Below are 14,290 nucleotides of genomic sequence, written 5' to 3' on the forward strand. Positions count from 1 at the left end.
GCTGCAAGACAATCCTCGCAGCCAGATTGCCTCATTTCGTCGGAGTCCGCCCCTGTTGCATGGCTGCCATGGCGGAGCTTGCCGGCCCGACGCCAGCCGAACCATGAGACGGCAGGAGGGCGACGGCGGGATCGTCCGCGCTATCTCTGCCTGACGGCGAGGAGAGGAACGATCATGGAAGCCTATTCCCTCAAGGGCGGCTGCCAGTGCGGCCAGGTGCGGTACGAGCTGACCGGCGAGCCGCGCGAGATCTATGTCTGCCACTGCCGGGAGTGCCAGAAGCAGTCGGCCTCGGCCTTCGGGATCTCGGTCGCGGCCCGCAGCGCCGAGGTCAGGCTCCTGTCCGGCCGGCTCGGCCATTGGACCCGGGCGACCGACAGCGGCGGAACCCTGACCTGCTTCTTCTGCCCGGATTGCGGGTCGCGGGTCTGGCATGGGGACCGGGAGCGGGAGGACGAGATCAGCATCAAGGGCGGGTCCCTCGACGAGCCGGTCGACCTGACCGGCGCCGTCCACATCTGGACCTCGCGCAAGCTCAAGGGCGTGGTCATCCCCGAGGGCAGCCGGCAATTCCCGAGGGAGCCCGAGGAGAGCCCGCCTGTTTCCCGGTGAGGATGCCATAGACCTGCAGCCAGAACCGCACGGAGACGCGGTTCCAATCCTGCATGATGGCCCGCAATCTCATGGCCGGGCCGGGCCCGGCCATCCCGATCGGCAGACCGCGGCGTTCCAAGCGGTCGGGATCACCGGGACAAGCCCGGTGATGACCGGAGGGGCTCACCCCTAGTGTCCAGGTCCGCTCCTGCGCTAAGATGAGCCTCCGTGGTGTTCGCTCGGCGCCCTGGCGAGCGCCGTCCCCCTGCCTTCATGGAAGCGGCCCATGTCGACCAGGCTTTCCCTTTCCGCGATCCTTCTCCTGTTGGCCGGGAGCCTCCCGGCCTGGTCCCACGACATCTACTCGCATCTGACCGATTCGTGGGGCAACAGCTGCTGCAACGACCAGGATTGCCGGCCGGCGCCCTACCGGGTGACCCCGACGGGGGTCGAGATGCTGGTCGACGGCGAATGGGTCGAGGTGCCGGGCTACACGATCCAGTACCGGGCCCTGCTCGGCGACACCGGCCAGACCGGCGGGGGGCATTGGTGCGGGCGCGCCTACCAGAAGGTCGACAACAGCGTGTTCCACGTCACCCAATGCGCGGTGCTGCCGCCGAGCACCGCGGCCCTGTCGCGGCGGGAGCCTGGCGGCCAGAGCCTCCGGGGCAGCCCCTGAGACGGCGCGGGGCGCGTCTGAGGACGGATCCGGGGATGCCCGATGCGCTCGAGCATCGGACGCAAAAGTGGGAACCGGTTTTGCGTGAAAAGATGCTCCACAACAAAAGCTTGAAGCATCGGGCGTGGATTCGATGACACGTCCGATGCTTCAAGCCGCCGTGCCGAAGGCCTGCCCGGCCTCCCAGCCCAGGATCGCCTGCTTGCGGGTCAAGCCCCAGTGGTAGCCGGTCAGGGCTCCGGAGCGGCCGAGCACCCGATGGCAGGGGACCACGAAGGAGACCGGGTTCTTGCCCACCGCCGCGCCGACAGCCCGGCATGCGGAGGGCCGGCCGATATGGCGGGCGATGTCGGAATAGGTGGTGGCCCGGTCGCGGGGGATGCGCAGGAGGGTCTGCCAGACCCGCACCTCGAAATCCGTGCCGATCAGCACCACCCGCAGGGGCTGCTCCGCCTGCCATTGCGACGGGTTGAAGATGCGTCGCGCCAGCGGCGCGGTGGCGGCCTCGTCCTCCAGGTAGGTGGCCCTGGGCCAGCGGCGGGTCAGGTCCGCGAGCGCCGCCGGCCGATCGCCGTCATCGACGAAGCCGAGTCCCGCCAGCCCCCGGTCGGTGGCGATCAGCACCGCCTCGCCGAAGGGCGAGGGGTGGAAGCCGTACCGCATGGTCAGCCCCTGTCCGCCCGCCTTGTAGTCCCCCGGCGTCATGGCCTCATGGGTGACGAACAGGTCGTGTAGCCGGGCCGGTCCCGACAGGCCGACCTCGTAGGTGGCGTCGAGCACGCTGGCGGAATCGGCCAGCAGCGCCTTGGCGTTGTCGAGGGTCAGGGCCTGCAGGAAGGCCTTCGGGCTCAGGCCCGCCCAGCGACGGAAGAGATGGTGCACATGGGTGGTGGAGAGCCCCACATGGTCGGCGATGGCTTCCAGAGAGGGCTGGTCGCGCCAGCGCTGCGAGATGAACGCGATGATCCGGCGCACCCGCTCGTAGTCGGAATGGGGCTCGTCCGGCACGGTGATCGCGCCCGGTTCGATGGTGATGTCGCGCAAGGTATCGAGCATGGCTGTCATCCTGATTGACGCTCATCCTAGCGGGCCGGGCAGGGGGGTGACACCCGATTTCTGTGACGCTCGCGCGCCTTTCCACGGGGCCCTTTGAACCCCGGATCGGATGCCGCCGACAGCCGCCCGGCCGCCATCCCGCGGCCGCTCCGTCGTCCTCCGCCCGTTGGGCCACGTCCGCACGTCATGGCACCTTCCGCCCGGTCTGTCCCCCTCCACGTCATCACCGGCCTTGTGCCGGTGATCCCGATCGGAAGGGCGCGGCGCTTCGGACCATCGGGATGGCCGGGACAAGCCCGGCCATGACGGGGAGGGTGGGGTGCGCGTCACCCTCGATCCCGCTTCAGGCTCGCAGCCAAACGGCTGCGGGCCTCCAGGTGCTGGAGTTGTCTCAATGACCCCGTTTCACGTCCGCCAGGGCCCGGCCGAGGGCCTCCGCCAGGGTCTCGCGTTCGGGCGGGGACAGGTCACGGGCGATCTCGACCTGCCTGTTGCGGGACGTCAGGGAGAGGTGCTGCATGCCGTATTCGTCGTCGATCTGGCGGTCGAGCCGGGTCCAGAGCGGGTTGAACTGCCAGTCCCTTACCTCGCCGCGGGGACTGACCTTGCGGAACAGGAGGCGGATCGGGGTCAGCTCCAGGAGTTCGAAGGCCTCCCCCTGGCGGTAGCTGACCCGGAAGGCGATGTAGAGTCCGAGGAAATCGAGGCCGAAGAAGCCGGCGACCGGCCAGAAGCCCATGATCACGAAGGGCAGGCTCGCCACCACCGAGACGAGGCAGACCAGCACCATGACAATCCTGAACCCCTGCGGGCTCAGGGACCGGTGCGGGCGAATCACGGCCGAAAACACCGGCTGCTCGAATCGGTCGATCCCGCCATCTGTCGCCTTGCCGCTGGTCATGCCTCAAGTATAACGCAGAAATGTCCGATCTGAAGCCTGCCCGCCGCCGCGATTCCAAGCCGAAAGCCGAGTCCGGGGCCGAGCCCGGGTCCGAGCCCAGGTCCAAGCCCAGAGCCAAGCCCAGGACCAAGCCCGCCGTCCCGGCGAAGGCGGTCGGCCGGGTCCTGAAGGCGCGCACCCCGAAGCCCGTCGACCGGGCCACGATGGTCGAGATCTTCCGGCGCCTGCACGCAGCCAATCCGGAGCCCCGGGGCGAGCTCGACTACACGAACCCTTATACGCTGCTGGTCGCCGTGGCGCTCTCCGCGCAGGCGACAGACGTGGGCGTCAACAAGGCGACGAAGGCGCTGTTCCCCGTCGCCGATACGCCGCAGAGGATGCTCGACCTCGGCGAGGAGGGACTGCGCGAGCATATCCGGACGCTGAACTTCTTCAACACCAAGGCGAAGAACGTGATCGCGGCGGCCCGGCGCCTCGTGGAGGAGTTCGGCGGCGAGGTCCCCAATTCCGTCGAGATCCTGGAGACCCTGCCGGGGGTCGGGCGCAAGACCGCGAGCGTCGTGGTCAACATCGCCTTCGGGGATCCGCGCGTGGCGGTCGACACGCACATCTTCCGGGTCACCAACCGGCTGCCGCTGGCGATCACCCGGACGCCCCTGGAGACGCAGGAGGCGCTCGAGGCTCTGATCCCGGACGAGTTCCGGCTCCACGCCCATCACTGGCTGATCCTGCACGGCCGCTACATCTGCAAGGCCCGCCGGCCCGAATGCTGGCGCTGCCCGGTCAACGACCTGTGCCGCTACCCGGACAAGACGATCCCGTAGGGTGTCTTGATGATCCCGTAGGGTGTCCTGCCTGGTGGCGCTCGACGTCATCGCCGGCCTCGTGCCGGTGATCCCGATAATGGAAAGCGCCGAGCCTCACCGGATCGGGACGACCGGGACAAGCCCGGTCAGGCCGTGGCGGGGTCGGGAAGGGGGGCGGTCGATTCGTCGAAATCCGCTAGCGCATCGTGCGGACCCAGCGGGCCGCGTCAGCGAAAAGTGGACTCGGTATTCGCTGGCGCGGCCCTTCGGGTCGCTGGCGCGGCCCGCTGGGCCCGCCCCGAACGATGCGCCCCTCAAGGAAGAGAGCATCGGATCCGATCCCAAAAGTGGATCCACTTTTCGCTGACGCGGCCCTCTGGGTCACGTCCGATGCTCTAGCGCCGCAGGCAGCGCGGCGCGCCCCGCGTGCAGGCGATCCCCGGCGTCGAGCAGGCGAGGCCGCCCGGCGCCCGGGAGCAGACCACGCAGCTGTCGGTCCATTCGACACAGGCGGGATCGGGCGGCCCGGCCTCGGCCGTCGGCGCCGGCCCGGCGCTCGCCCCCGCGACGACCGCGAGGACCACCATCAGCAGGGCAACCGCGATGGAGAGGGTGACCGCCAGGGCCTCGTCGCGCGTGGGCATCGCTCAGCCGTAGACGATCAGGCCGGCAAGGCCGGCTGCACCCACGAGGATTCGCCAATAGGCGAAGGGCGTGAAGCCGTGGCGAGACACGTAGTCCAGGAGCAGCTTCACCACCAGGAGCGCCGCGACGAAGGCGGAGAGGAAGCCCGCCCCGATGATCGCCGCATCGTTGGCGGAGAGGAACTTGTAGTTCTTCAGGAGGTCGTACGCGAAGGCCCCGGCCATGGTCGGCATGGCGAGGAAGAACGAGAACTCGGCCGCCGCGCGCTTCGAGGCGCCCATCAGCATGGCGCCCACGATGGTCGCGCCGGACCGCGAGACGCCGGGAACCATGGCGGCGCACTGGATGAGGCCGATCTTGAAGTACATCGAGAGCGGAAAGCGGGTCGCGTCGGTCTTGGTCGCTTCGAGCGGCAGGCGGTCGATGGCGAGAAGCACGAAGCCGCCGACGATCAGGGTCGTGCACACGATCCAGGGATCGAAGAGCACCTCCTTGATGAAGCCGTGCAGCGCCGCGCCGATCACGGCCGCCGGCAAAAAGGCGATGAGGACGCCGACGACGAAGTGGCGCGCCATCGGATCGTGCGGCAGGGCCCGGGCGATGGACCAGAGCTTGTTGAAGTACACGGACAGGATCGCCAGGATCGCGCCGAGCTGGATCAGGACTTCGAAGGTCTTGCCCGTCGACTCGAAGCCGAGAAAGTGGCCGACGAGGAGCAGATGGCCCGTGGAGGAGACCGGAAGAAATTCCGTCAAGCCTTCGATGAGGCCGAGAAAGAGCGCCTCGATGATTTGCGACATCGTTGAAAATCCTGAAAACGGCGCCAGATGCGGGAGCAGGCCGTGTCTGTCAAGCAAGGTTTGCGCTGTCAGCGTGACCCTTGTGCATCACGGACATGAGATTCACCAATATTCCTTACCAACCCTTAACGAAGCACGGCCTTATTCTCGCCGCCTGTTTCGCATCACTCATAGATTCATGGCCATCCTGCATTCTTACCCGTTCTGTCCGCAGTCGCGGTTCGCGCGCCTCGTCTTCGCGGAGCTCGGCCTCGAGCCGGATGTGATCGAGGAGAAGCCGTGGGACCGGCGCATTGCCTATCTCGAGATCAACCCGGCCGGAAACCTGCCGCTCTTCGTCGACGATAACGGGATCGCCGTCGCAGGGCCCATGGGTCTTGCGGAGTACATCGACGAGACGCGGGGCGAGGATCTGCGGGACCGGCGCTTCCTGCCGCGGGATCTCCTGCCGCGGGTCGAGGTCCGCCGCCTGCTCGACTGGTTCCTGGTGAAGTTCCACGGCGAGGTCTCGGACTATCTCGCCACGGAAAAGATCTATAAGCGGTTCATGCCCATCGAGCTGGGTGGCGGCCCGCCCGACATGGGGGCGATTCGCGCCGCCCAGACCAATGTGCGATACCATCTCAAATATATCGGTTTTCTGATTTCCCAGCGGAATTGGTTGGCCGGCGACCAGATGACCTATGCGGATCTGGCGGCGGCCGCCCATCTGTCGGTGGTGGATTATCTCGGCGACGTGCCATGGGACGAGGACGAAACAGCGAAGCATTGGTACGCCAGGATCAAGTCCCGGCCGTCCTTCCGCGCGCTCCTCGCGGACCGGGTGCCGGGGATGGCGCCGGCGGAGCATTACGACAACCTGGATTTCTAGACGGCGCGGCTCTCAAGCAGGCGTTCATCGCGCGTGCGACGGCGCTCGGCTTCGAGGCGGTCCGCATCGCCAGGCCCGACGCGATCCCGCTGGCGCCCGAGCGGCTCAACGCCTGGCTCGCGGCCGGCCATCACGGGTCGATGGACTGGATGGCCGAGACGGCGGAGCGCCGCGCCGACCCGCGGGCCCTGTGGCCCGAAGTGCGCAGCATCATCCTGCTCGGGCTGAACTACGGCCCCGACAGGGACCCGCTGGCCGAACTGGCTGACAAGGATCGCGGCTACATCTCGGTCTATGCCCGCAACCGCGACTACCACGACGTGATCAAGGGCAAGCTCAAGGAGGCGGCGGGCTTTCTCGCCGCGAAGGCCTCGTCCGACGTGAAGGTCTTCGTCGACACGGCGCCCGTGATGGAAAAGCCGCTCGCGGAGGCGGCCGGTCTCGGCTGGCAGGGCAAGCACACGGTCGTGGTCTCGCGGGAGTTCGGCGACTGGCTGTTCCTGGGTGCCATCTTCACCACGGCGGAGCTGCCGGCGGACGAGCCCGAGCGCGACCGCTGCGGCTCGTGCCGGCGCTGCCTCGACGTCTGCCCGACCAAGGCCTTTCCCGCGCCTTATCAGCTCGATGCGCGCCGCTGCATCTCGTATCTCACCATCGAGCACAAGGGGCATATTCCGGAGGAGCTGCGGCCGGGCATCGGCAACCGCATCTTCGGCTGCGACGATTGCCTCGCGGTCTGCCCGTGGAACAAATTCGCCCAGGCGGGACGGGAGGCGCGGCTCGTTCAGAGGGAGGATCTGGCCTCGCTGCCGCTCAAGGAGCTGGCGCGGCTCGACGACCCGGCCTTCCGCACCCGCTTCGCCGGCACCCCGATCAAGCGCACCGGCCGCGACCGCTTCATCCGCAACGTGCTCGTCGCCATCGGCAACTCGGGCGATGCGGACCTGGCCGACGAGGCCCTGCGCCTCCTCGACGATGCCTCGCCCCTGGTGCGCGCCATGGCCGTCTGGGCCATCGGCCGGCTGCTCCCGCCGGAAACGGCCGCTCGCCATGCGGCCGGGCGCCTGGAGCGAGAAGAGGACCCGGACGTGCGTGAGGAGTGGCGCCGCGCCGTCGCGGCGTGAGCCTTCAGGCCGCGTGGCGGTTCGCCGTCGGGCCGAAATGGTCGATGTAGCGCGGGTTGATCGCCGCGACCGGCAGGACGACGAGCACGTCCGTGGTGCCGAACTGCCGGTCGATCACCGCGCCCGTGCCGAACGTGGCGCCGAGGCGCAGATAGCCCTTGATCAGAGGCGGCAGCGCGTGAAGAGCGGCCTTCGGATCGACGGCGTCCTTGGGCAGGATGTCCATCGCGGTGAAGCGCTCCGGCAGCGCGCGGGCCTGCCACTCGGCCGGGGCGGCCGCGTAATGGTGCAGGAAGCTCAGGGGCAGGGCCAGATCCCGCGGCTCGGTGCCCTCGAGGCTCGCGCAGCCCAGCATCACGTCGATCTTGTGGTGGAGGACATAGGCCCAGATGCCGTGCCAGAGCAGCTCGACGGTGCGCCTGGTGCGGTAGGCCTCGAGCACGCAGGAGCGGCCGAGCTCCAGGAAACGCAGACTGGGATGCGCCTTGAGCAGGGGTGCGATGTCGTATTCGCCGCGGGTGTAGAAGCCGCCATACCGGGTCGCCACGTCCTGGCGCAGCAGCCGGTAGGTCCCGATCACCTTCGGTTTGGCCGGGCGGAAGGCCTTAGGCTTCACATCGTGGTCGAGCACGAGAAGGTGGTCGCAGATGAAATCGTACGCATCCACGTCCCGGCGCGAGATCAGGGCTGCGCCGCCGGGGGAGGCCGACATCTCCTCGTAGAAGACCTTGAAGCGCAGGCGCTGGGCCCTCCTGATCTCCCTGGCGGTGGTCGCAAGGCGCACTTCCAGCGAGCCGATCCGGCCGAGCACGGGATCGAGGTTGCCGTAATCGCGCACGACCCGGTCCTTGCCGGGAATGAACTGGGTCAGGCCCTGCGGGCGCATGCCCGGCCCAACGGGACGATCGGCCGCCTCGTTCAACGGAGATAGGTTCATCGCTGCCTCACAGGGTCGTGCCTCCGGGAAGGACTCAGCCGTGGCGCCGTCCCGCTTCAACCCTGACATAAAACCCATTCCAAACTGTTTTGTGACAGAAAACATAAGCGTCCCGGTGGAAAATATCGAGATCGGCACCGGCGCCCGCAAGGCGGCGCGCGGCGCCCACGAGATCCTCTCGAGCTGTTTCCACTGGCGTGGAATCACCTCTCTTCTCTTCCTTGCTGTGCCACATTTTTGACGGCAAACCGGATCCACTTCGCCGAATAAGGCCCTAGGCGGCCGCGGGGCGCCGGTCCGCATGGGCTCGGTAGGACAGGGCTTCGGCCACGTGGATGCGCCGGACGCGATCCTCCCCGTCGAGGTCGGCGAGGGTGCGCCCCACCTTGAGCACGCGGTGGAAGCCGCGGGCCGACAGGCGCATGGCGTTGGCGGCGTCGCGGATGAGGGACAGGCCTTCCGGGTCGGGCCGCGCCACCTCCTCCAGGAGAGCCGGCGGGCAGGCCGCATTGGTCGCGACCCCTTCAAGGTTCAGGCCCGCATGGCGCTTCGCCTGCCGCTCCCGGGCTCGGGCGACCCGGGCCGCCGCCTCGGCCGAGCCCTCCACGGGCGGCGGCAGGATCAGGTCGGCCGCCGTGACGGCCGGGACATCGATGGCGAGATCGATGCGGTCGAGGAGCGGGCCCGACAGGCGCGCCTAGTACTGCGCGACGCAGCGCTCGTTCGGCTGGCGCCGGCACACATGGCCCGGCTCGGTCGCCTGCCCGCACCGGCAGGGATTCATCGCCGCCACGAGCTGGAAGCGCGCCGGGTAGGTGACGCGATGATTGGCCCGGGCGATCAGGATCTCGCCGGCCTCCAGCGGCTGGCGCAGGGAATCGAGGACCTGCGGCTGGAACTCCGGCAACTCGTCGAGGAAGAGCACCCCGTGATGCGCCAGGGAGGCCTCGCCGGGACGGGCATTGGGCCCGCCGCCCACGAGCGCCGCCATGGAGGCCGAGTGGTGCGGAGCCCGGAACGGGCGGCGGTCCGAGAGAGCGCCGTCCGCGAGAAGACCTGCCACCGACTGGATCATCGACACCTCCAGCAGTTCCCGCGGCGAAAGCGGTGGCAGAATGGACGGCAGGCGCTGGGCGAGCATGGACTTGCCGGCGCCGGGAGGGCCGTTCATGAGCAGGTTGTGGGCGCCGGCCGCGGCGATCTCGAGGGTGCGCTTTGCACTCTCCTGGCCCTTGATGTCGCGCAGGTCCGGCAGGGAGCCGGTGGCCGGCAGGATGGCCGGTTCCGGCCGCGCCATCACCTGGGTGCCCTTGAAATGGTTGGCGAGCTGGATCAGGGAGCGCGGCGCCAGGATCTCGATGTCGCTGCCGGCCCAGGCGGCTTCGGACCCGCAGGCCTCGGGACAGATCAGGCCGTGCTCGCGCTCATAGGCCGCCATGGCGGCAGGCAGGGCGCCCGCCACCGCGGTGATCGTTCCGTCGAGCGCGAGTTCGCCCAGGACCGTGAAGCCGTTCAGCGCGTCCGCCGGGACGGCCCCGATGGCCGCCATGACCGCGAGGGCAATGGGCAGGTCGTAATGGCTGCCTTCCTTCGGCAGATCGGCGGGGGCCAGATTGACCGTGATGCGCTTCGCCGGCAGGGCGAGGCCGGAGGCGATCAGGGCGGAGCGGACCCGCTCGCGGGATTCCGCCACCGCCTTGTCGGTGAGGCCGACGATCATGAAGGTCACCGACCCGGGGGTGACCTGGACCTGCACATCGACTGCGCGCGCCTCGATTCCTTCGAACGCAACGGTGGAAACGCGCGTCACCATTCGGCTTCATCTCCTTGCCGGCCGAGATGTTAACGCAGTTGCCTGAAACGCGATAGTGTTGCGCTTTGGGATCTGCCAGGCAGGGGAGCCGGTCGACCGGGAGCGGAACCCCGCGGCCGTCGTCGCGTTGAGTCCTACTGCGTTGCGAGCCGAGCCTCGGAAAAATCGCGCAGGCGCAAGGGTTCTACCATCGATGGGGCAGATAGACTTCTCAGGCGGGAAAGCTTGGTTCGTCCAAAAGATCTCGACCGGCGTCCAGAGATCGTGATGCTGGCCGAATCCCCCGTCGCACCGTGGGACTCCCAGGAGGCCTCCTTCAGGGCCGCATTCCACTCCCTGCGGGTGCCCGTCCTGATGATCGATCCCAGCCGGACGCCTGCTCCCATCGTCTTCGCCAACCCGGCCTTCTTCGATCTGACCGGCCATTCTCCCGGTGAGGTGCTCGGCCGCGGCTGGCACCTGCTTCAGGCTCCCGATGCGGGTCCGGCCTCCGTCGGCGCGATCGATGCCGCGCTGCGTCGCGGAGAGCCGCTCGAAACCGCATTCCGTGGGCGCCGGACGGATGGATCCCCGTTCTGGAGCACCCTGTCCCTCTCGCCGGTCCATGACGCAACCGGCCAACTGCGCTCGGTGACCATGCTGCTGAACGGCGCCGGCGCGACGCCGCAATCCGACCGGGATCGTCTCGAAGCGGGCGCGTTCATGGAGGAGAAAATCGAGCGCCGGACCCAGGATCTGCGCCTCGCGCTCGAGCAGAAGACGGCGCTGCTCCACGAAGTCGAGCATCGGGCCAAGAATTCCCTCCAGATGATCGCCTCCCTGGTCCTCCTGAAGGCGCGACGCCTTCAGGACCCGGAGGCGCGAAAGGTCCTCCAGGACCTTGCCGAGCGGGTCGGCGCGCTCGCGGCGGCGCACCGGCTCCTCCATGGCGCCGGGGACACGACCCGGTTCAACCTGAAGGAGTTCGCCACGGAACTCGCCGGCGACCTGACCGCGACCCTGCCGAACGGACAGGTCGATCTCAACCTCCAGGTGGAGCCCCTCGGCGTCCCGGCCGCCAAGGCGGCCGCTCTGGCTCTTCTGCTGAACGAGGTCGTGGGCAATGCCGTTAAGCATGCTTTTCCGGACGGGCGCCGGGGCCAATTGACAATCGCGATCGAGCGGGTCGAAAACGGCGTGCAGATCGCCGTCGAGGACGATGGCGTCGGCCTCGATCATTCGCCTCCGCCCGAGGGAAGTTTTGGAAGAACCTTGATCACGATGTTGGTCCATCAGTTGAAGGGGCGGTTGACTTGGCACGACAGGGAGCCAGGTACACGCGCTGAGATCGTGATACCCGTCGACGCGGAGGAGACCCGGTTTGAGTAGCGAGAAGCCGTTGCGTATCCTCGTCGTCGAGGATGAGATCCTGATCGCGCTCGAGCTCGAAAGCCTGCTGCAGGATCTGGGCCACGATGTCGTGGCGATCGCGGCATCCTCCGGGGATGCCCTCGCACGCGGCCGCGAACTCAAGCCCGACCTGGCCTTCGTCGATATCCATCTGTCCGATGGGCCGACCGGGGTCGACGTGGCGCGCCGCCTGGCGGGCGAGCTCCAGGTGACCGTGCTGTTCATGACGGCGAACACCAAGCGCATTCCCGAGGATTTCGCCGGGGCCTGGGGGGTCATCGCCAAGCCCTACACGGAACGCGGCGTCCGTGAGGCCTTGGGCTATGTCACGGCCGGGCAGCTGCGTGAGCCCGACGAAGCGCGGACGGTGACCTTCGTCCCTTTCGGCGCAGCCCCACGCGAGCGTAGCCCGCAGGTCTCCTGACCGGCCTTGCCCGATGCCGCCGGCTATCTCTGCGCCTTGAGGCGGTAGAGCGCATCGAGCGCCTCGCGCGGCGTCATCGCATCGGGATCCAGGGCATCGAGCGCCTCCCGCAGGACGTCCTGCTTCGGAGTCGGCGCCGGCTCGGCGCGGACGGGAGCCGCAAACAGGGGCAGGTCGTCGACAAGGGCCCGCTTGGGCGCCTCGCGGTCCGATTTCTCCAACTCGCTCAGGATCGTCTTCGCCCGTTCGACGACGGGGGCGGGCAGGCCGGCCAGACGCGCCACCTGCAGCCCGTAGGACCTGTCGGCGGCGCCCGGCACCACCTCGTGCAGGAACACCACCTCACCGTTCCATTCGGTCACCTTCAGGGTCGCGTTGGAAATGCGCGGCATCCGTTCGGCGAGGGCGGTCAGCTCATGGAAATGGGTGGCGAACAGGGCTCGGCAGCGATTGGCCTCGTGCAGGTGCTCGATGGCCGCCCAGGCGATGGAGAGGCCGTCGAAGGTGGCGGTGCCGCGGCCGATCTCGTCGAGGATGACGAGCGAATGCGCGGTCGCCTGGTTGAGGATGGCGGCGGTCTCCACCATCTCGACCATGAAGGTCGAGCGGCCCCGCGCCAGGTCGTCGGCGGCGCCCACGCGGGAGAAGAGCCGGTCGACGATGCCGATATGGGCTTCCCTGGCCGGCACGTAGGATCCCATCTGGGCCAGCACCACGATCAGGGCGTTCTGGCGCAGATAGGTGGACTTGCCGCCCATGTTGGGACCGGTGATCAGCAGGATGTGGCCGGCGCTCTTCCCCGAGAGGTCCGAATCGTTGGCGATGAAGGGCGTGCCCTCGCGCTTGAGGGCGGCCTCGACGACCGGGTGGCGGCCGCCCTTGACGGCGAAGGCGAGGCTGGTGTCGACGACGGGCCGCGTCCAGTCCAGTCGCATGGCGAGGTCGGCGAGAGCCGCCGTCACGTCGATGACCGCGATGGCCTCGGCCGCCGCCGCCACGTCGCCCGCCAGGTCCAGCAGGGCCTGGACCATCTCGTCGAAGAGGGCGAGTTCGATCTTCAGCGCCCGGTCGGCCGCAGACGCGATCTTCGCTTCGAGCTCGCCGAGCTCCAGGGTCGAGAAGCGCATGGCGCCCGCCATGGTCTGGCGGTGGACGAAGATATCCTTGAACGGTTCCTTCAGCAGGTCCTCGCCCACATTCTGCGGCACCTCCACGAAGTAGCCGATCATGTGATTGTGCTTGACGCGCAGGGAGCGGCAGCCGGTCTCGGTGGCGTAGCGCGCCTGAAGGGCCGCGATGAAGCGGCGGGAATCCTGCTGCAACTCGCGCAGCTCGTCGAGAGCGGGGTCGAAGCCGGCCCGGATGAAGCCGCCATCGCGCCTGAGCAGGGGCAGGTCGTCGGCAAGGGCTGCCGCAAGCCGGTCGGCCACGTCCGTGCGGAGACCCTGGAGCACCTGCGCGGCCGCCGCCAGCTCCGCCGGCAGATTGGGGGCGATCGCCAGTTCGAGACCCAACTCGCGGGCAGCGAACAGGCCGTCGCGCACGCAGGCCAGGTCGCGCGGTCCACCGCGCCCGAGACTCAGCCGGGACAGGGCGCGGGCCAGATCGGGCGAGCGCTTGAGGATGCGCCGCAGGCGGTCGCGCAGGTCGTTGGTCTCGACGAGGGCCGTGACCGAATCCTGCCGGTCGCGGATCTGGCCCGGATGGGTGAGGGGGCCGGCGAGCCGCTCGGCGAGAAGCCGGGCGCCGCCCGGCGTCACCGTGCAGTCGATGGTGGCGAGCAGGCTGCCGGCCCGTTCGCCGGAGAGGGTGCGGGTCAGCTCCAGATTGGCCCGGGTGGCGGCGTCGATCGCAAGCGCCGCCCCGGAGGCGTCCCGGGCGGGCGGGTTCAGCGCCGGGCGGCTGTCGATCTGCGTCTTCTCGACGTAGAAGAGCACGCTGCCGGCCGCGGTGATCTCGGCCGGGCTGAAGGCCCCGAACGCATCGAGCGTCGCGACCCCGAAATAATCCTTGAGACGCCGCTCGGCGGAGGCCGGATCGAGGCCCTCGCGGGACAGCGGCGTGATGGACGCGCGGGTCTCCTGCCAGAAGCCCCTGAGGTCGGGATCGTCGTGGATGACGTCGGGCACCAGGATCTCGCGCGGCTCGAAGCGGGCGATCTCGGCGGACAGGCCCGTGCCGTCGGTTTCGCTCAGCACGAAATGGCCTGTGGATATGTCGACGGCGGCCAGGCCGTAGCACCATTGCGTAT

At 68.6% G+C, this 14,290-nt stretch carries 14 protein-coding genes and 1 pseudogene; 8 read left to right on the plus strand and 7 right to left on the minus strand.

Translation table 11 applies throughout. The features are described 5' to 3' along the window. Positions 1-174 precede the first annotated feature (174 nt). Both NF876_RS13955 and NF876_RS13960 read left to right on the plus strand, forming a co-directional pair. A complete protein-coding gene (locus NF876_RS13955) occupies positions 175-612 on the plus strand; it encodes a GFA family protein (RefSeq protein WP_262269393.1) in 438 nt (145 codons plus the stop codon). A 268-nt stretch (positions 613-880) separates the two neighbouring features. Next, positions 881-1,273, plus strand: a complete 393-nt coding sequence (locus tag NF876_RS13960) for a hypothetical protein (RefSeq protein ID WP_262269394.1) — start codon at positions 881-883, stop codon at positions 1,271-1,273. 150 nt (positions 1,274-1,423) lie between these two features. Here the strand turns inward: NF876_RS13960 and NF876_RS13965 are convergent, their stop codons facing one another. Further along, positions 1,424-2,338, minus strand: coding sequence for a methylated-DNA--[protein]-cysteine S-methyltransferase (locus NF876_RS13965; RefSeq protein ID WP_262269395.1), 915 nt, complete (start codon positions 2,336-2,338; stop codon positions 1,424-1,426). A gap of 382 nt (positions 2,339-2,720) precedes the next feature. Next, positions 2,721-3,230 carry a DUF2244 domain-containing protein gene (locus tag NF876_RS13970; protein WP_262269396.1) on the minus strand — a complete coding sequence of 170 codons (510 nt, stop codon included), beginning with the start codon at positions 3,228-3,230 and terminating at the stop codon, positions 2,721-2,723. 20 nt (positions 3,231-3,250) lie between these two features. On the opposite strand from NF876_RS13970, the gene nth reads away from it, so the two are divergent. Next, entirely contained in the window at positions 3,251-4,054 is an 804-nt protein-coding gene (gene nth, locus NF876_RS13975; protein WP_373696660.1) for an endonuclease III, read from the plus strand. A gap of 377 nt (positions 4,055-4,431) precedes the next feature. On the opposite strand, the gene NF876_RS13980 is transcribed toward nth, so the two are convergent. Continuing rightward, positions 4,432-4,680 (minus strand): hypothetical protein, encoded by a 249-nt coding sequence (locus NF876_RS13980; protein WP_262269397.1) that lies wholly within the window; start codon positions 4,678-4,680, stop codon positions 4,432-4,434. Between the two features lie 3 nt (positions 4,681-4,683). After that, on the minus strand, positions 4,684-5,481 hold the full coding sequence (locus NF876_RS13985) for an undecaprenyl-diphosphate phosphatase (protein WP_262269398.1): 798 nt from the start codon (positions 5,479-5,481) through the stop codon (positions 4,684-4,686). A 178-nt stretch (positions 5,482-5,659) separates the two neighbouring features. Between NF876_RS13985 and NF876_RS13990 the strand changes: the two genes are divergently transcribed. Beyond that, positions 5,660-6,352: a glutathione S-transferase family protein gene (locus NF876_RS13990; RefSeq protein ID WP_262269399.1), complete on the plus strand. Its 693-nt coding sequence runs from the start codon at positions 5,660-5,662 to the stop codon at positions 6,350-6,352. After that, a complete protein-coding gene (gene queG / locus NF876_RS13995; protein ID WP_262269400.1) occupies positions 6,250-7,476 on the plus strand; it encodes a tRNA epoxyqueuosine(34) reductase QueG in 1,227 nt (408 codons plus the stop codon). The genes NF876_RS13990 and queG overlap by 103 nt, the downstream gene beginning before the upstream one ends. 4 nt (positions 7,477-7,480) lie before the next feature. On the opposite strand, the gene olsB is transcribed toward queG, so the two are convergent. Further along, positions 7,481-8,413, minus strand: coding sequence for a l-ornithine N(alpha)-acyltransferase (gene olsB, locus NF876_RS14000; RefSeq protein ID WP_373696661.1), 933 nt, complete (start codon positions 8,411-8,413; stop codon positions 7,481-7,483). Positions 8,414-8,453: 40 nt separating this feature from the next. Between olsB and NF876_RS14005 the strand changes: the two genes are divergently transcribed. Beyond that, a complete protein-coding gene (locus tag NF876_RS14005) occupies positions 8,454-8,654 on the plus strand; it encodes a hypothetical protein (protein WP_262269401.1) in 201 nt (66 codons plus the stop codon). Positions 8,655-8,687: 33 nt separating this feature from the next. Here the strand turns inward: NF876_RS14005 and NF876_RS14010 are convergent. Next, positions 8,688-10,226 (minus strand): annotated as a pseudogene (locus tag NF876_RS14010) (YifB family Mg chelatase-like AAA ATPase). A 225-nt stretch (positions 10,227-10,451) separates the two neighbouring features. Here NF876_RS14010 and NF876_RS14015 point away from each other — a divergent pair. Together NF876_RS14015 and NF876_RS14020 are read left to right on the plus strand one after the other, a co-directional pair. Continuing rightward, complete coding sequence (locus tag NF876_RS14015) at positions 10,452-11,594, plus strand: sensor histidine kinase (RefSeq protein ID WP_262269402.1); 1,143 nt, start codon at positions 10,452-10,454, stop codon at positions 11,592-11,594. Further along, positions 11,587-12,039, plus strand: coding sequence for a response regulator (locus NF876_RS14020; protein ID WP_262269403.1), 453 nt, complete (start codon positions 11,587-11,589; stop codon positions 12,037-12,039). The genes NF876_RS14015 and NF876_RS14020 overlap by 8 nt, the downstream gene beginning before the upstream one ends. Positions 12,040-12,062: 23 nt before the next feature. On the opposite strand, the gene mutS is transcribed toward NF876_RS14020, so the two are convergent. Next, positions 12,063-14,290, minus strand: a 2,228-nt coding sequence (mutS, locus tag NF876_RS14025; RefSeq protein WP_262269404.1) for a DNA mismatch repair protein MutS, incomplete at its 5' end; no start/stop codon positions are given.

Source organism: Microvirga yunnanensis (assembly GCF_025460875.1).